The organism is Streptomyces sp. NPDC046931, from assembly GCF_040644655.1.
GTDB lineage: Bacteria > Actinomycetota > Actinomycetes > Streptomycetales > Streptomycetaceae > Streptomyces.
Window position 1 is genome coordinate 120,699 of the sequence record NZ_JBEYWX010000007.1, and the last position, 16,570, is coordinate 137,268.

Genomic DNA, 16,570 nt, shown 5'->3' on the forward strand with positions numbered 1-16,570 from the left:
GACAACCCGGGCCCCGGCCGGCATCTCTAGGCCCCGGGTTCGGGCTCCAGGGCCGGGGTCAGCGGCTTGCAGAACCAGTGATCCGCGTACGGCTCGTCGTTGTGCGGCTCCGTCTCGACGTACCCCAGCCGGGCGTACAGGGCACGGGCCTCCACCAGGTCGTGGCGCGTGTCGAGGACCATCCGCCGTGCGCCGAGCGCCCGGGCGTGCTCCTCCGCGGCGGTGACGAGCAGCCGGGCCCCGCCCCTGCCGCGCAGTTCCCCGCGCAGGAAGACCCGCTTGAGCTCGGCCGTGGCCGGGTCCGTGAGCCGTACGCCCGCGGTCCCCGCAGGTTCACCCGCGTACCGCGCCACCAGCAGCACGCCGCCGGGCGGTGCCAGATGGGCGCCGGTGTCGGCGGCGATCTCGCGCTCCAGTTCGTCCGGGTCGGTCGAGCGCCCCTCGTGCAGCCGGTACCAGCGGTCGCTGACCTCCGTGTAGTACGCGCGCCACAGTGCGGCGGCGATGGGCGAGTCATGGGGTTCGGCAGCGACGGTCCAGGTCATGCCGGACATTGTCCGGACTGCCGGGGAGGCGCCCGCAACCGAATATGCGGCTCGGTAAGGCGCCCCCCGTCGGGGCGGCCGGTCGTGTGGCTCGTTTGGCGGCGGCCCTCCGGGCAACCCGGGCGGAAGACGGCCCGCCGGGCCGAGAAACCGGAAGGCAACCATGTCCACAGGACTGATCATCGCTTTGATTGTGATCGTGATCGTGGCGGCTGTCGTCGCGGGAGCGGCCGCCGTCTCCCCGCGCGTCCGCGGCGTGATGGGCGGGCGGGGGCTCAAGCGCCGCTTCGGGCCCGAGTACGAGCGGGCCGTGGTCCGGCACGACGGCGACGCCAAGGCCGCCGAACGGGAACTCGCCGCACGCCTGGAGAAGTACGGTTCGCTGCGGGAGCAGCCGCTGGAGCCGGCCGAGCGCGAGCGGTACGCGGCGCGCTGGACGGCCGCCCAGGAACGCTTCGTCGACTCCCCTGGGGATGCGGTGGCCGAGGCGGACCGGCTGCTCGCCGAGCTGGCGGGCGCGCTGGGCTTTCCCGACGGCGGGCGCTACGAGGAGCAGCTGGACGCGCTGTCCGTGCACTACGCCGACCATGTCCAGGGCTACCGGCGGCTGCACCGGGCCGCCCAGACCCCGGTCACCGGCGCCGCCGACGGCCGCACGGGCACGGAGGAGAGGCGGGCGGCGCTGCTGGAGGCCCGTGCGCTCTTCGATGACCTCGTCGAACCCGCGCGCCGGCAGCGGGCCGGAGCGGTGGCGGGCACGCCCAAGCACGCCGTCGGCCGCACCGAGGGACAGTCCCGTCTTCCGTGGGGCTTCCACAGGCAGCATGCGAAGGGGAGTTGAGGATGATGACTGATCGGACAGCGGGCGGGGGCGACGAGCGCCGGAAGGAAGGCGAGATGCCGCCCGAGGGCGTCGAGCGACGGGACTCCGCCGACGTGCGGTCCGAGGGGTTCGCGCGCCGCGAGGACGTACGGCCGGAAGGGACCGATCCCCTGGAGGCCGCGGATGTGCGGCCGGCGGGACTCGGGTACCGGGAGGAGGCCGACATGCGATCCGAGCGGGCGTATCGGGAGGCCGCCGGCCTGCGCCCCGAAGGCACCGGTTACCGGGAGGACGCCGGTACAGGCGGCGCGGGGGCCGGGTACCGGGAAGGCGCCGGTACAGGCGGCGCAGGGGCCGGATACCGGGAGGGCGCGGAGTCGGGGCAGGGACAGGCCCGGCTGCTGCCGCGCGAGGAGTGCGACAGGTTCGCGCAGCGCCTTCAGCACGCCATCGGTGAGTTCGTCGACGAACCGCGCGACGCCGTCGAGGAGGCGGACCGTGTGGCGCAGGAGGTCGTCGCACGGCTCTCGGAGGCCGTGGCCTCGCGTCGGCGGACCCTGAAGGCGTCGTGGCAGGACGCCGGCGACGACGCCCACGCGGGCGCCGACACCGAACAGCTGCGGCTCGCTCTGCGCGACTACCGTGTGACCGTCGAGCGGCTGCTGAGTCTGTGAGTCGCCGGCCGCGGGCCGAAGGAGGCTGAGGCCGCCGTTCAATGCCTGGGAGCGCCGGGATGCCCGCCCGCCCGGCGCTCGCGCCACTGCCGTACGACGTCCTCGACGTCGTACGGCTTGAGGCCCAGCGGCGGGCCCGGTGGCGGTTTGAACATCATGTCGCGGATCTTGGCGTTGAGGTCCTCGATCAGGCGTCGTACCACCCGCTCGGACGGTGCCCCCACGGCGGCGATCAGGGTGTCCTCGGCCTCCTTGCGCAGGGCCAGCGTCGGAGGCAGGACCGCCAGACCCTCGTGCACCATCTTCCGCTTGATCCACCAGAGTTCGTCATAGACCGTCTCGGAGACCGAGGCCGAGGGCCGGCCCGCACCGGGGAGGTTCGCGAACTCCCCGCGTTCCTGGGCGTCGCGGATCTGTTTGTCGACAAAAGACTCGAAGCTGACGCCGGGTGGCTTGCGCTCGGTCATGGGTCCATTGTGCCGGACGTCACCCGACGCGGCGATCGGGCGAATTATCATTCGGCCGCGGACGCCAACCGGGCTCGCCCGCAGGACACTTGAACCGCCGCACCCAGGAGGAGCGCACGTGCTCGAACTCACCATGGCCTCGGTCTCCGCGGCGGACGCCGGGGCGACGGCCGGCATGATGATGGCCGACGCGCCCAGCGACCCGGGGTCCGTGCTGCGGGTGGGCCGGGACACGTCCGTGTGCCGGCTGGTGACCCCGGACGACTGGCTGTTCGTCTCGCGCGTCCACCTCGAGTTCCTGTGCGGTCCGGAGGGTGACTGGCAGGTGGGCTGGCTGCGCGGCTCCCTGGCCGAGCCGTCCTCCGAGGTGGTGCTGACCCTGGCGGGACAGCCGGCCCAGGCCCTGCCCTACGGCGGTGCGGTCAGGCTTCCGCGCGGTGCCTCGGGCGAGTTGGTCATCCGGGACCGCACCGCTCCGCGCAGCGTGAACGTGGGTTTCTACCACGAGGCACACGCGGCGTAGACAGGGCCTGGGCCGGCCGCCGTCAGTCCACGACGCGCGCCAGCGCGAACCCGTCGTGTCCCTTGCTGCCCACCGTCTGTACCGCCGTCCCGTCCAGCTTGGGGTGGGTGGCGATCAGTTCGAGCGCGGCCCGGGTGCCCCGCACGCTCGGGTCGTCGCTGTCCGCTTCGGTGACCCGGCCGCCCCGCACCACGTTGTCGACGACGATCAGGCTGCCGGGGCGGGTCAGCTTGACGGCCCACTCGACGTAGTGCGCGTTGTTGGCCTTGTCCGCGTCGATGAAGACGAGGTCGAACGGGTCCTGGCGCTCCTCCGCCAGCTTCGGCAGCGACTCCAGCGCCGGGCCGACGCGGACCTCGGTGATCTTGCCCAGGCCTGCCCGGGCCAGGTTGCGGCGGGCGACCTCCGCGTGCTTGGCGTCGTACTCCAGAGTGATCAGCCGGCCGTCCGCGGGCAGTGCGCGGCCCAGCCAGATCGTGCTGTAGCCGCCGAGTGTGCCGATCTCCAGGATGCGGCGCGCACCCTGGATCCGGGCGAAGAGCTGGAGCAGTTTGCCCTGGTTCGGCGCGACGTTGATGGGCGGGAGCCCGGACGCCTCGCTGTCCCGCAGGGTCGCGGAAAGTGCCTCGTCGGCGGGGGCGAGGAGGCTGGTGAAGTACGCGTCGACGTCGTCCCAGAGCTCTTGCGCTGTGCTCATGCACCGTCCCTTTCCCGGATCTGGTTAGGCGCTCTAACTAGCCACCCTAACGAAGATAGCCGGGGCGGGATGTGCTGTCAGCGGATCTACGGCGACGGGACGGGAAGTCAGCCGATCGAGGGAGGAACGGGAGCGCCGGGGCCGCGGTCGCCCTCGGGGCGAGACGGCCCCGGCGTCCCCCGCCGGATCCGGGTCAGTGGTCCGCGCGCTCCACCGAGGGCGCCGAACCCGGCAGCGGACGGCCCGCCGACTCCGTCATGAACCACACCGAGGCACCGCCGATCACGGCCGCCGCCATCATGTAGTAGGCGGGCATCATCATGTTCCCGGTCGCGCCGATCAGCGCCGTCACCACCAGCGGGGTCGTGCCGCCGAACAGGGACACGGAGACGTTGAAGCCGATCGAGAGCGAGCCGTAGCGGACCCGGGTCGGGAAGAGGGCGGGGAGCGCGGCGGGCATCGCCGCCGTGAAGCAGACCAGCAGCAGCCCCAGCGCGCCCATGCCGAGCGCGACCGCGAGCAGGCTGCCCTGACGGATCAGCAGCAGCGCCGGGATCGACAGCGACAGGAAGCCCGCACAGCCCACGGCGATCACCGGACGGCGGCCGATCCGGTCCGTCAGCGCGCCCGCGAACGGCTGCACCACCATCATCAGCGCCATCACGCCGAGCACCACCAGCAGCCCGTGGGTCTCGTCGTACTTCAGCTCGCTGGTGAGGTAACTCGGCATGTACGACAGCAGCATGTAGTCGGTGACGTTGAAGACGAGCACCAGGCCCATGCACAGCAGCAGCGCCTTCCACTGGCCCGTGATCATCTCGCGCAGCGGCACCTTGGGGCGGTCCGCCTCGGCCTTCTTCACCTCCGCCGCGAACGCCGGGGTCTCCTCCATGCGCATCCGCAGGTACAGGCCGATGATGCCCATCGGGCCCGCGATCAGGAACGGGACGCGCCAGCCCCAGGCGACCAGGTCCTCGGAGGACAGCAGCGCCGTCATCAGGGTGACCAGGCCCGCGCCGCCGATGTAACCGGCGAGCGTGCCGAACTCCAGCCAGCTGCCGAGGAAGCCGCGCTTCTTGTCCGGCGCGTACTCCGCGATGAACGTGGAGGCGCCCGCGTACTCACCACCGGTCGAGAAGCCCTGGACCAGGCGGGCCGCCAGCAGCAGGACCGGCGCGCCGACGCCGATCACCGCGTACGACGGGATCAGGCCGATCGCGAACGTGCCCACCGCCATCATGATCATGGTGAGGGCGAGCACCTTCTGCCGCCCGATCCGGTCGCCGAGCGGACCGAAGACCATGCCGCCGAGCGGGCGGACCAGGAAGGCGGCGGCGAAGGCGCCGAAGGTCGACAGCAGCTGCGCGGTGGCGTTGCCGGACGGGAAGAAGACCTTGCCCAGCGTCACCGCGATGTAGCTGTAGACGCCGAAGTCGAACCACTCCATCGCGTTGCCGAGCGCGGCGGCCTTCACGGCGCGCCTGACCAGCGCGGGGTCGGTGACGGTTGGCCCTGGAGGGGCCGGGGACACGGGTGCGACGGATGCGGTGGGTGGTGCGACGGTCGGCAAGATTCCGCTCGCCTGCCTTTCGACGGGGACAAGGACAGGGCCCGCCGATGCGCGGCAGGACCGGTGGCCTGCCGCAGGGACGGGTTGAAAAAGCGACCATAGGGGCACTTGTCGCCTTTACGTGATGTGGCTGGTTGAACCCATGGCGTAACCAAATGCGGTATATCCAGGGACGACGGCGCGGTCACGAACGGTGGGCCGCCCCCGTCGATGTGATCCATCTCGCACACGGAGAAGGGAACCGAAGTCGTCCGCCCACTGCCGTCGGGCGGACAAGATCCGGGCGGACTTCAGATGAAGAGCGGGTTGCCTGCGTCATGCACATGGGACGCACGGGACGAATGGGGCGGAGGGTCGACCGTACGTGGCGAACGTGGAGCACAGCGGGCAGGTGGCCGGTGGCTTCGGGACGGGGACCCCTCAGGAGACGAAGGCACGGCTGAGAGCCGCCCGCGTGGGCCTCTGGCTGATCGCCGCGGTCCTCGCGGTACGGCAGGTCGCCGTCGTCGTGGGCACCCCCCGGGGCGAGCGGCTGACGGTCCTGGAGACCTGGGTCGGGCCGAACGGTGTCCTGCATGTGAAGGCTCCGCTGTACGACTCGACGCGGTTCACCGGTACGCCGTTGGCCGGACTCGTCCTGAAGTCCCTCACCCGGTCGGCCCAGCAGGCCCTCGGCTGGAGCTGGACGTTCGGCACGCTGCTCCTGGTCGTCGCGCTCGGCCTGATCGCAGCCCGCGCCCTGCCCCAGCCGGTGACCCGGCGCAGCTCGCTGCTCGCCGCGCCCGTCGCGATCAGCCTCTTGATGCTGTCGCTGCCCGTGCGCAACACCCTCTCTCTCGGCCAGACCAGCATCATCCCGGTCCTGCTGGTCCTGCTCGGCTGCTTCGTGGTGCGCGGGGAGCGGACCGGAGGACTGCTGATCGGCCTCGGCGCCGCGCTCCAGCCGACCGTGCTGGTGTTCGCGCCCCTGCTCTGGTTCACCGGCCGCCGTCGCGCCGCCGCCTCCACCGTCGGCACCTTCGCCGTGTGCACCCTGCTCGCCTGGGCCGCGATGCCGTACGACTCGTACACCTACTGGGTGCACCACCTGGCCGGCACCGGTCTGGGCGGCAAGGCCGACGACCACACCAACCAGTCCCTGCACGGCGCCCTGCTCAGGCTGGGCCTGTCCGGACCGCTGGAGATCGGCCTGTTCTTCGTCCTGGGCGCCGTCGTCGCGGCCCTCGGGCTGCGCCGCGCCGTCCGGTACGCACGGGACGGGCAGCTGCTGCTCGCCGTCGCGGTCACCGGGTGCGTCGCGGTCGCCGTCTCGCCCACCAGCTGGCAGCACCAGCTGCTGTGGGTGCTGCTCGCGGTCGTCGGCCGGGTCGGCGCGAGGGCCTCGGACCGGTATGTCTGGCCGGTCGCCGTCGTCCTGGTGATGACGCTGCCCGCGAGGATGATGCTGCCGAACATGACGGTGGCCGAGCCGCTCCGCGACAACCTGGTGCTGCTGGCCGCCCTTGCCGCCGCCACCTTCGTACCGTTCCTGTCCCGCACCTCCCCCTACTACCGGTCCCCCGTTCCCACGCGGTACGCGCCGTCCCTTCCCGCCCGGCCGCGGCACGTCCCGCTCCTGCCGTTCCTGCGCCGGGTCCTCACCCGGCCCAATCTGCTGCTGGAACTGCTCCTGATCCGGGTCACCTACGCCGCCTACTCCCGGGTCCGGCTCGCGGCGACCGGCGACGACAACACGGCGGGGCGGGCCACCGCCGAACGCCACGGCGACCAGATCCTCGGACTCGAGCGATTCCTCCGTCTCGACGTCGAGCGCGGGGTCAATCACGCCGTCGTCAACATCGGCTGGCTGCGCGGCTTCTTCGACTTCTATTACGAATCCTTCCACTTCCTGGTCCCGCTGACCGTGCTCGCCGTGCTCTACCGGCGCCGTCCGGGCGACTACCGGTGGGGGCGCTCGGTGCTCGGGTTCACCACCCTGGTCGCGCTGGCCGGTTTCTGGCTCTACCCGCTGGCCCCGCCGCGACTGATGCCGCACCTCGGCATCGTCGACACCGTGCACGGAGTCCAGGACTTCTCCAAGCCGGACTACGGTGCGCTGACCGCGGTCACCAACCAGTACGCGGCGATGCCCTCGCTGCACTTCGGCTGGTCGCTGTGGTGCGGGCTCACCGTCGCGGTCCTCGCACCCAAGTGGTGGATGAAGGTCCTCGCCCTGCTGCACCCCCTCCTCACGGCCTCCGCGATCGTGGCGACCGGCAACCACTGGGTGCTGGACGCGGTCGGCGGCGCGGTCGTCGTCGGCGCCGGTTTCGGGCTCGCCTCTCTGCTCCAGGGGCCGCGCGCCCGGGCGGCGGACGACGTCACCGAAGAGATCAGCAGCGCCCCTGTTCCGGTGAAGGCCCGTACTCCGAGCTGAGCCGGTAGGTGCCCGCGGTGGTGACCGTCAGCCGCGTGAACTCGCCGTCCCGGGCGAGGCAGCCGCCGTCGGTGTGCAGCCACGGCGAGTAGGCGACCCGCACGGTCACCGAGCCGGGCCGCGCCACCCGCACATCCATCTCGGCGCTCGTCGTGCGCAGGACGGTCGCGGGCGCAGTCACCAGCGGTACGGCGTCCCGCACCCGGTACACCCTCCAGTGCGCGTCCTGCCACACCGGCTCCAGCCAGGCCGGACGGTGCTCGCGCACGAGCCGCGCCTCGTCCTTGGCGTATCCGTCCGGCTTGCCCGGCGGCAGGACGACGAACCCGACCCCCCAGCGGTCCAGCCACCGGCGGTAGGCCCCCGCCGAGAACGTGCCGTCGTAGAAGAGACGGCCGCGCTCCATGTCGAGCTGCCGGTTCCAGCCGCGCGCCAGATTCACGTGGGGGGCGAGGGCGGTGGCCTCGCGGTGGTTGCGCGCGGGGACCGCCTCGACCCGGGTGCGGTCCGCGCCGAGCCCCTCCAGCGCACGTAGCACCCCGTCGGCGTCCGCGGCCCAGGCCGGCACCGCGGTGGAGACCCGCAGATCGTCGACGGTCTTACGGCCCACCCAGGTGACGGAGAAGACCAGTGCCGCGACCAGCAGCACCCGCCGGGGCCTCCGCAGCCGGGGCGCGGTCAGCAGCACCGCGAGCAGCGCCGCCGGCCCGAACAGCTCCGCGAACCGCTCGACGTTCGTCCCGATCGGGGAGGGGACCAGATACACGAGCACGGTCCCGGCCGCGTACACGACCGCGCCATGGCGTGCGACCCGCCAGCGGCGCGGGGCCGACGCCGCCACGGCCAGCCCCAGCAGCGCCGGCTGCCAGACGCGGTCCGCCGACATCGGCTGCTCGCCGGTGAAGGGGAACAGCAGGGTCGTCGTGGCGACCACCGCGAACGGCGGCACCAGCAGCACCGCGGCCCGCCCCCAGTCCCGTACGCACAGGAAGCCGGCCCCGACCACCGCCAGGAACAGACCGGCCACCGGGCTCGCCATGGTCGCGAGCGCCGCGCACACCGCCGCGGACACCAGCCGCCGCTGCCCGGCCAGCAGGACACAGCCCGCCAGCCCGAAGGCGACACCCAGCGCGAACGTGGTGCGGCCCGAAGCCACGTCGCACCACAGGGCCAGCGAGGCCAGCAGCGCCGGACCGGCCGGCCGCCGCACCCCGGCGCGCACGAGCAGCACCGCGGCCAGCCAGGAGGCGGCCACCCCGGAGACCACGGTGACCGTGCGCACGCCGAGAGCCGCCATCAGATACGGGGAGATCAGGCTGTAGCTGGCGGTGTGCATCCCGCCGTACCAGAAGAGGCTGTACGCCGATCCGCCGTGCCGGTCCGCGAACCCGGCCCATGCCTCCTGCGCCGCGAGGTCGCCTCCGCCGGTGGCGAGGAGCAGCCACCACACCGCGTACAGCGGCAGGGTGGGGAGTGTGGCGAGGAGCGGGATCCGGTGGCGCGCCCGGAACGCCCCCGGGCGCCGGTTCCGGAAGGCGGCCGTGTCCTTTGGCCGGACCGGTGCGAGTTCGGCAGGGATCACGGGTGCGTGTTCCGTTCGTTCCGTGCGGCGTATTCGGCGACTGCGGCGCCGGCAGGACGACTGTGCCCCGCAGAAGACGCGGAACGGAAGAAGGACGCTCACCCGTACGGGTGCTGATGTGGCGTACGGGACGTGAAGGAGGCAGGGGCGGGGCGTAGGGGACTGCCCCTGCCTCCCACGGGACGGGCCGGCGGCGCCGGGAGGCCGGCGGCCCGCGTCTGTCAGCCCGCGGTCACCTCTAGCTCCTTCACCCCGTTGATCCAGGCGGAGCGCAGCCGGCGCGGGTCGCCCACCGGCGCTATGCCGGGCATGGTGTCGGCTATCGCGCCGAAGATGAGGTTGATCTCCAGCACGGCCAGGGACTTGCCGAGGCAGTAGTGCGGGCCTCCGCCGCCGAACCCGAGATGCGGATTGGGGTCGCGGGTGATGTCGAAGACGTCCGGGTCGTCGAAGACCTCGGGGTCGTGGTTGGCCGAGGAGTAGAAGAGGCCGATCCGGTCTCCCCTTCTGATCCGCTTGCCGCCCAGTTCGGTGTCCTGGGTGGCGGTGCGCTGGAAGGAGACCACCGGGGTCGCCCAGCGGACGATCTCCTCCGCGGCGGTCGACGGGCGCTCCCGCCGGTAGAGGTCCCACTGCCCGGGATGGGTGAGGAAGGCGTGCATCCCGTGCGTGATGGCGTTGCGGGTCGTCTCGTTGCCCGCGACGGCGAGCATCAGGACGAAGAAGCCGAACTCGTCGGGGCCGAGATTGCCCTCGTCCTCGGCGGCCACCAGCGTGGTCACGATGTCCTCGGCCGGGCACCGCTTGCGCTCGGCGGCCATGTTCATCGCGTACGCGATGATCTCCGTGGCCGACTCGGCGCCGACCTGTTCGGTGATGGCGTACTCCGGGTCGTCGTACGCGATCATCCGGTTCGACCAGTCGAAGATTTTCGCCCGGTCCTCCTGCGGGACGCCGATCAGCTCGGCGATGGCCTGGAGCGGCAGCTCGCAGGCGACCTGGGTGACGAAGTCGAAGGGGCCCCGGTGCGCGCGGGCCTGCTCCACGATGGCCTGCGCCCTGGCCCGGAGCCGGTCCTCCAGCGCGCGGATGGCCCGCGGCGTGAAGCCGCGCTGCACGATCTGGCGGACCCGGGTGTGCTCGGGTGGGTCCATGTTCAGCAGGATGAACCGCTGGGCGTCGATCGCCTCGCGCCGGATGTGCTCGTTGAAGCGGATGATCGCCGTGTTAAGGCAGGAGGAGAAGAGCTCCGGATGCGTGGAGACGTACTTGACGTCCGCGTGCCGGGTGACGGCCCAGTAGCCCTCGTCCGCGAAACCGGCCACACCGCGTGGCTGGGGGATCCAGTGGACCGGTTCGGTGCGGCGCAGCTCGGCGAACTCCGGCAGGGGCACACGGTGGTGCAGCACGTCCGGGTCGGTGAAGTCGAACCCGTCGGGCAGCGCGGGACAGGGCATGGGACTCCCACCATTCTGACGGCCCATCAGGAATTGTCGTGAAGGTAGTAACGGGTTCTACAAGCCGCAAGGGGTCCAGCAGGCCCAATTGCGCACGAAACTCGTGCAGATCACGACTTCGGGGACTGCACGACCCTTGCGGCCTTGACGGCCGGGTCAGCAGACTGCAAGGAGAACTAGAACGCGTACTAGTTCTGCGTGGCGGGTGGGCCGGGACGCCCGCGCCGCGCGGGTGACCGAGGAGAGGACGAGCCCCCCATGGCCGCGGAACCCGTGATCGTCGAAGCCGTTCGCACCCCCATCGGCAAGCGCGGCGGCGCGCTCGCCCATCTGCACCCCGCCTACCTCCTGGGCGAGACCTATCGCGAACTCCTCGGCCGCACCGGCATCCCCGCCGACTGCGTCGAGCAGATCGTCGGCGGCACGGTGACACACGCCGGGGAGCAGTCCATGAACCCCGCGCGCACCGCGTGGCTGGCCGTCGGGCTGCCGTACGAGACCGCGGCGACGACCGTCGACTGCCAGTGCGGCTCCTCCCAGCAGGCCGCGCACATGGTCGCCAACATGGTCGCGGCGGGCGTCATCGACGTCGGGATCAGCTGCGGCGTCGAGGCCATGTCGCGGGTGCCGCTCGGCTCCGGATCCAAGCACGGCCCGGGCAAGCCGTTCCCGGAGGAGTGGAACGTGGACCTGCCGAACCAGTTCGAGGCGGCCGAGCGGATCGCCCGGCACCGCGGGCTCGCCCGGGAGAACGTCGACGCGCTCGGGCTGATCTCCCAGGAGCGCGCCGCGGTCGCCTGGTCCGAGGAGCGGTTCAAGCGCGAGACGTTCGCGGTGCAGGTGCCGACGACCGAGGAGGAGCAGCGGGCCGGTCAGGGCATGTGGCGGCTGGTCGATCGGGACGAGGGACTGCGGGACACCTCGATGGAGGCGCTGGCCGGGCTCAAGCCGATCATGCCGACGGCGGTGCACACGGCGGGCAACTCCTCGCAGATCTCGGACGGCGCGGCCGCGCTCATGTGGGCGTCGAAGCGGATGGCGCGCGCCCTGAAGCTGAAGCCCCGGGCACGGATCGTGGCGCAGGCGCTGGTGGGCGCGGACCCGCACTTCCACCTCGACGGCCCGATCGACGCGACGAAGGCGGTGCTGGGCAAGGCCGGGATGTCGCTCACGGACATCGACCTCGTGGAGATCAACGAGGCGTTCGCATCGGTGGTGCTGAGCTGGGCGCAGGTCTTCGACCAGGACCTGGAGAAGGTCAACGTGAACGGCGGCGCGATCGCACTCGGGCACCCGGTGGGGGCGACGGGGGCGCGGCTCATCACGACGGCCCTGCACGAACTGGAGCGCGCCGACAAGGAGTTCGCCCTCATCACAATGTGCGCGGGCGGCGGCCTGGCCACCGGCACGATCATCCAACGGCTGTAGCGATTGGCGGATTCGGGCCCGGACGGGCGGCCCCGGACCGGGCGTCAGCTCGCGGCTGACGCCCACTCGACGAACGTGGTGAACGCGGCGGGCGGGAAGGCGAGCATCGGGCCCGTGGGGGTCTTGGAGTCGCGTACGGCTACGGTGGCGCAGGGGGCTTCGGCGATCTCTACGCACTCGCCGCCTTGGTCGCTGCTGTAGCTGGACTTACGCCACGTGAGGCCGCCGAGTGGTGCGCACTCCACGCAATCGCCGCCTTGGTCGCTGCTGTAACTGGACTTACGCCACTGGATCCCCGTCAGAGCCGCGTTGCTCTCCATAACGTTCCTCCATCACGCGCCGGATCAGCTCCGCCGAGTCCTTCAGGGACAGCGCGGCGGCCTGCAGATGATCGTAACGGAGCGAGCAGTCCCTGACGGTGTCCGGATTCGCGGTCGGATGCCCGCTGCCGTAGCTCTCGGTGTAGACGATGGTCGGATCGCTCACGAAGCGGTAGAGGTTGAACGAGCCTGTCAGCCCGGCGTGGGCTCCAGCTGAGAACGGCAGCACTTGGATGTTGATCCGGGGGTTGTCGTCGAAGGACAACAGACGGGCCAGCTGGCCTCGCATGGTCTTGGGCCCGCCGATCTCCTGGTACAGGGCGGCCTCACTGAGGACCATCCAGAGGACCGGCGGCTCCTCCTTCTCGAAGATGCGCTGCCGGGCCAGCCGTACCGTGGTGCGGTCGTCGAGGTCGGTCCGGTCGAGCGCGCCGAGTGTGCCGCGCACGTACGCAGCGGTTTGGAGCAGACCATGGACCATGCCCATCTGGAAGGTGTAGATCTCGGTGGCCCGCGCCTCCAACTCCGCCGTCTGTTGAAACCAAGCCGGTAACTGACTCCGCATCACCAGCCCGACCAGCCGCGAAAGCAGCCCACCCGTCCCCAACGCCGCATCCACCCGTTCGCTGAACTCCGGTGTCGGCAGCTTTCTGGCCGTTTCGATCTGGCCCACCAGTGAACCGGTGTAGTTGATGACGTCCCCGAGCTGCCTCTGGGTCAGCCCCGCGGCCTCCCGGTGGCGGCGCAGCTCGAACCCGTAGTAGTCGAGCGGTGAGGCGCCCGGGTCGAGGACGTTGATGTGGGTCACGTACAGCCCCCTCTCGCACAACTCGGCCCACTGCGGCACCGGTTGTATCCCATCTGTAGCGCAGCGTAGTCGCGGCAGGTCAGCCTTGCACCGTGAACGACTACATTCCCCCCGCCCTGCTGGACCCCCGCCCCACCCGCTACCGCATGCGCCTGACCGTCGGCGAGCACTCGGCGCGGCACATCCGGCGCGTCATCCGTTCGTTCCTGCACGAGTGGGAGATGGCCGAGCTGGCCGACGCCGCGGAGCTGGCCGTGAGCGAGCTGGTCGCCAACGTCGTACGGCATGTTCCGGACCGGCGGTGCGCGCTGCTGGTGCAGCGGCGGGCGGCAGGCGTCCGGGTGGAGGTGACCGACGGGTTCGCCGGGCTTCCGTCGGCCCGGCGTGAGATGCCCGAGGACGCGGAGGGCGGCCGGGGGCTCGTCTTACTGGACGCGGTGGTCGACAAGTGGGGTGTGGAACCGGAACCCTCGGGCGGCAAGACCGTCTGGTTCGAGTGCCTGGCGCCCCGCTGAGGCGCGTGCGCACGCGCCGAAGGCGGCGACCCCGGGATGGGGGTCACCGCCTTCGCAGTCACAGCGTCAGGCCTGTCAGTACCAGTGGTGGGTGGACCAGAAGTTCCACGCGGCGGCGGGGCTGCCGTAGCGGGAGTTCATGTAGTTCAGGCCCCACTTGATCTGGGTGGCCGGGTTGGTCTTCCAGTCGGCACCGGCGGCCGCCATCTTGGAGCCCGGCAGAGCCTGGACCAGGCCGTAGGCGCCGGAGGAGGCGTTGGTGGCGTGGACGTTCCAGCCGCTCTCATGGGTGACGATCTTGTTGAACGCTTCGAACTGCGTGGCGTCCGGGATCATCTGGTGCGCGATCGCCTTCGCGTTGGAGGCCGAGGTGGGGGTGGCGGCCTGAGCGGGCGCCGAGGTCATGGCCAGGCCTGCCGCGGCGGCGGCGAGGGCGGTGGCGGCGACGGCCTTCTTCGGGTTGGCGATGCGGCGGATGAAGGAGACGGACACAGAGAAACCTTTTTCGTTGGGGACATGGGCGTCGCACACATGCCGGAACCACACGGAGGCGGTGGGGGGCATACGCCGGCGCCGCGACCCGGGTGGGTTCGTGGCGCCCTGCGACGTCATCCAGAGAAGCAGGCGGAGAACTCGTCCGCAATGCCCCCTTTTACTAGTTGTGGTCGCATTCGCGGCAAAGGTGTCCTGTGTGACGTGGCTCTCAATCCCCAGGTCAGGCGGCCAATTGACGAGTTCATGGCCGGGTGCGGGGCTACGGCCTCGGGCCGTAGGTGACGGTGGTCACGTGGGGCTCGTCACGGTTTGCGTGGCGGATGGTCGATAGTGCTTATACAGGGAGAAACCGGACAGTGTGAGCTGGGTCGCACGAGAGGGGAGCGCGATGTGACCGGCGTCGCACGCGGGGGAGGGCTCTCAGAGGCTCAGCGTGATCGCGGAGGCGATACCGCCGAGGCCCAGGGCGACGGCGGCCGAGGTCCAGCCACCCCTGCCCCAGGGGAAGAACCGGTCGACGGACAGACGGCCCGGACCGATGGCGGCGACGGCGAGGGCCGCGACGGCGATGCAGACGCTGTACTCCACACCGCCTTCCGTCTCCCACAGGCCGTTGGCTGCGGTGACGGTCACCATGGCGTTGATCATCACGCCGATCAGGGCGGCGGCCGCGAGGGGGGTGAGCAGTCCGAGCGCCAGACCGAGGCCGCCGAGGAACTCGGAGAGGCCACCGATCACGGCGAAGACCTTGCCCGGACGGAAGCCGAGGCCGGCGAACGCCTGGCCGGTGGCCGTCAGGCCCTTGCCCCCGAAGATCCCGAAGAGCTTCTGGGAGCCGTGCGCGGCCATCAGCAGTCCGAAGGTCAGCCTGAGGAGCAGAAGCCCCCAGTCACCGGCCCATGACTGCGGCCGTGGCATGCGGTGCGCTGCCGGTTTCGTGGGAGCCGACGGCCGGTTCGAGTCGCTCTTCGCCATCTGAGTGCTCCGGTGGATACGCCGTGACGGGCGCTCACTCCAGCTTTTCGCAGAAGTCCCGGTCGTGCACCTCGGCCCCGGGTGCCCCTGAACCGTCAGGACGAGCTTGCCCTGCGCCTGGCCGGCTTCCAGTGGTCGACGCCGTCGGCCCACCGCTGCCGTCCCTCGATCCCTTGCGGCGCTCCCGGGCAGCCGTCGTCCGTCCGTCGCCGGGGCCGGGAGACCCCGGCCCCGGCGACGGCGGATGTCAGCGCTGTACGAAGACGTAGTCCGCCTGGTAAGGCACTCCGGCGATCGAACCCGGGGTGCAGGAGCCGGCGGGGGCGACTCCGCCGACGGTGTTCAGCCGCAGGATCTCCGTGGTGGCGGCGAGCAGTCCCCGGTGCTTGCCCGACCCGGTGGCCTTGAGGTCGAGCTCGGGGATGTTGCCGTCGCCGTTGGGTGTCTTGCCGATCAGGGCACCCGTGACGGCGCTGCCGTCCGGTGCGACCCATTGCGGTGTGCCGGAGCCGGGCTTGACGAAGGAGTGCCGGATGGCGCCGCCGAGCAGAGCGTTCACGTCTCGCTGGGCGAAGGCGTAGCCGCCGCCGGCGGCCGGCTTGCACTCGTAGATCTGCACGCCCTTGACCACGGACGCCTGGAAGCTGTGCGCCGCGCTGTGGAACGGGACGGCCGTGGTGACCTTGTGGAGCTGGCCGCGGACGGCGCCGCCCGGGAACTCGGCGGTGTGCAGGTTGGCGTAGAACGAACCGGGGTCGGTGGTGAGCTTCTCGAGCAGGGCCGGGTCGTTCACCTTCACGGTGCCGGTGACGGTGTGGCCCTTGGTCTTGCCCAGCAGCTTGCCGAAGTCGACTTCGACGCCGCCGTTGGTGCCCTTGGCGCCCTGGTGGATGTGGAGCGAGGTCGGCCTGCCGGTGTGGCGCCAGGTCACGGCGACGGACACCTTGTCGCCCCGGACCTTGATGAACTCGAGCGCGGCGCCGTCCTTGTCCCCGACGGCCGGCCCGCCCGCGACGGGCACCTCGTTGGCGCCCCGCAGGCTCGCGGCGAGGATGGTCGTGTCCTTGCCGGTGTGGCCCGTGGTGGCGTGGGCCGGGATCACTGTGGCGGCGATGCCGCCGGCGGCGGCCACCGCTACCGCGGCGATGGTCAGGCTCCGACGGCGTGCCGGGAGCATCCCGTTCATTCCCATGATTCTTTTGTCTCCCCCTATTTCAGCCGACGCCCCCTGCGTCGGCTTCCGGGCATATGTACGGAATGGAACTTGGATGGGAC

General features: G+C 71.2%; 17 protein-coding genes. 6 read left to right on the forward strand and 11 right to left on the reverse strand.

Annotation, left to right across the window (positions count from 1 at the left end; all coding sequences use genetic code 11):
- Positions 1-26 precede the first annotated feature (26 nt).
- Positions 27-545, reverse strand: coding sequence for a GNAT family N-acetyltransferase (locus ABZ876_RS15810; RefSeq protein WP_361780233.1), 519 nt, complete (start codon positions 543-545; stop codon positions 27-29).
- A gap of 163 nt (positions 546-708) precedes the next feature.
- On the opposite strand from ABZ876_RS15810, the gene ABZ876_RS15815 reads away from it, so the two are divergent.
- Together ABZ876_RS15815 and ABZ876_RS15820 are read left to right on the forward strand one after the other, a co-directional pair.
- Entirely contained in the window at positions 709-1,386 is a 678-nt protein-coding gene (locus tag ABZ876_RS15815; RefSeq protein WP_361780236.1) for a hypothetical protein, read from the forward strand.
- Positions 1,387-1,391: 5 nt separating this feature from the next.
- The gene (locus tag ABZ876_RS15820) at positions 1,392-2,042 is read left to right on the forward strand and encodes a hypothetical protein (RefSeq protein WP_361780239.1); all 651 of its coding nucleotides are present in this window, start codon (positions 1,392-1,394) and stop codon (positions 2,040-2,042) included.
- Positions 2,043-2,080: 38 nt separating this feature from the next.
- Here ABZ876_RS15820 and ABZ876_RS15825 read toward each other — a convergent pair whose 3' ends face one another.
- Positions 2,081-2,509, reverse strand: coding sequence for a DUF1992 domain-containing protein (locus ABZ876_RS15825; RefSeq protein ID WP_361780242.1), 429 nt, complete (start codon positions 2,507-2,509; stop codon positions 2,081-2,083).
- A 118-nt stretch (positions 2,510-2,627) separates the two neighbouring features.
- Between ABZ876_RS15825 and ABZ876_RS15830 the strand changes: the two genes are divergently transcribed.
- The gene (locus ABZ876_RS15830; RefSeq protein ID WP_361780245.1) at positions 2,628-3,032 is read left to right on the forward strand and encodes a hypothetical protein; all 405 of its coding nucleotides are present in this window, start codon (positions 2,628-2,630) and stop codon (positions 3,030-3,032) included.
- A gap of 22 nt (positions 3,033-3,054) precedes the next feature.
- Here ABZ876_RS15830 and ABZ876_RS15835 read toward each other — a convergent pair whose 3' ends face one another.
- Entirely contained in the window at positions 3,055-3,729 is a 675-nt protein-coding gene (locus ABZ876_RS15835) for an O-methyltransferase (protein ID WP_361780248.1), read from the reverse strand.
- 193 nt (positions 3,730-3,922) lie between these two features.
- Complete coding sequence (gene proP, locus ABZ876_RS15840) at positions 3,923-5,260, reverse strand: glycine betaine/L-proline transporter ProP (protein WP_361780251.1); 1,338 nt, start codon at positions 5,258-5,260, stop codon at positions 3,923-3,925.
- A 403-nt stretch (positions 5,261-5,663) separates the two neighbouring features.
- On the opposite strand from proP, the gene ABZ876_RS15845 reads away from it, so the two are divergent.
- Entirely contained in the window at positions 5,664-7,715 is a 2,052-nt protein-coding gene (locus ABZ876_RS15845; RefSeq protein ID WP_361780254.1) for a bifunctional glycosyltransferase 87/phosphatase PAP2 family protein, read from the forward strand.
- Here ABZ876_RS15845 and ABZ876_RS15850 read toward each other — a convergent pair.
- Positions 7,672-9,297: a glycosyltransferase family 87 protein gene (locus ABZ876_RS15850; protein ID WP_361780257.1), complete on the reverse strand. Its 1,626-nt coding sequence runs from the start codon at positions 9,295-9,297 to the stop codon at positions 7,672-7,674. The two genes, ABZ876_RS15845 and ABZ876_RS15850, sit on opposite strands and share 44 nt — an antisense overlap.
- A 221-nt stretch (positions 9,298-9,518) precedes the next feature.
- Complete coding sequence (locus tag ABZ876_RS15855; RefSeq protein ID WP_361780259.1) at positions 9,519-10,754, reverse strand: cytochrome P450; 1,236 nt, start codon at positions 10,752-10,754, stop codon at positions 9,519-9,521.
- Positions 10,755-11,012: 258 nt separating this feature from the next.
- Here ABZ876_RS15855 and ABZ876_RS15860 point away from each other — a divergent pair, with 258 nt between their 5' ends.
- Entirely contained in the window at positions 11,013-12,182 is a 1,170-nt protein-coding gene (locus tag ABZ876_RS15860; RefSeq protein WP_361780262.1) for a steroid 3-ketoacyl-CoA thiolase, read from the forward strand.
- A gap of 44 nt (positions 12,183-12,226) precedes the next feature.
- On the opposite strand, the gene ABZ876_RS15865 is transcribed toward ABZ876_RS15860, so the two are convergent.
- Together ABZ876_RS15865 and ABZ876_RS15870 are read right to left on the reverse strand one after the other, a co-directional pair.
- Positions 12,227-12,502: a DUF397 domain-containing protein gene (locus ABZ876_RS15865; RefSeq protein WP_361780264.1), complete on the reverse strand. Its 276-nt coding sequence runs from the start codon at positions 12,500-12,502 to the stop codon at positions 12,227-12,229.
- Positions 12,462-13,310 (reverse strand): helix-turn-helix transcriptional regulator, encoded by an 849-nt coding sequence (locus ABZ876_RS15870; RefSeq protein WP_361780267.1) that lies wholly within the window; start codon positions 13,308-13,310, stop codon positions 12,462-12,464. Before ABZ876_RS15870 ends, ABZ876_RS15865 begins: the two co-directional genes overlap by 41 nt.
- A gap of 92 nt (positions 13,311-13,402) precedes the next feature.
- On the opposite strand from ABZ876_RS15870, the gene ABZ876_RS15875 reads away from it, so the two are divergent.
- Positions 13,403-13,825 carry an ATP-binding protein gene (locus ABZ876_RS15875; RefSeq protein WP_361780270.1) on the forward strand — a complete coding sequence of 141 codons (423 nt, stop codon included), beginning with the start codon at positions 13,403-13,405 and terminating at the stop codon, positions 13,823-13,825.
- 75 nt (positions 13,826-13,900) lie between these two features.
- Here ABZ876_RS15875 and ABZ876_RS15880 read toward each other — a convergent pair whose 3' ends face one another.
- The 3 genes from ABZ876_RS15880 to ABZ876_RS15890 all read right to left on the reverse strand — a co-directional run bounded on the left by ABZ876_RS15880 (position 13,901) and on the right by ABZ876_RS15890 (position 16,481).
- Positions 13,901-14,317, reverse strand: a complete 417-nt coding sequence (locus ABZ876_RS15880; protein ID WP_361780273.1) for a transglycosylase SLT domain-containing protein — start codon at positions 14,315-14,317, stop codon at positions 13,901-13,903.
- Positions 14,318-14,740: 423 nt separating this feature from the next.
- Positions 14,741-15,238, reverse strand: a complete 498-nt coding sequence (locus tag ABZ876_RS15885; protein WP_361780678.1) for a DoxX family membrane protein — start codon at positions 15,236-15,238, stop codon at positions 14,741-14,743.
- A gap of 304 nt (positions 15,239-15,542) precedes the next feature.
- A complete protein-coding gene (locus tag ABZ876_RS15890) occupies positions 15,543-16,481 on the reverse strand; it encodes a CHRD domain-containing protein (RefSeq protein ID WP_361780276.1) in 939 nt (312 codons plus the stop codon).
- Positions 16,482-16,570 lie beyond the last annotated feature (89 nt).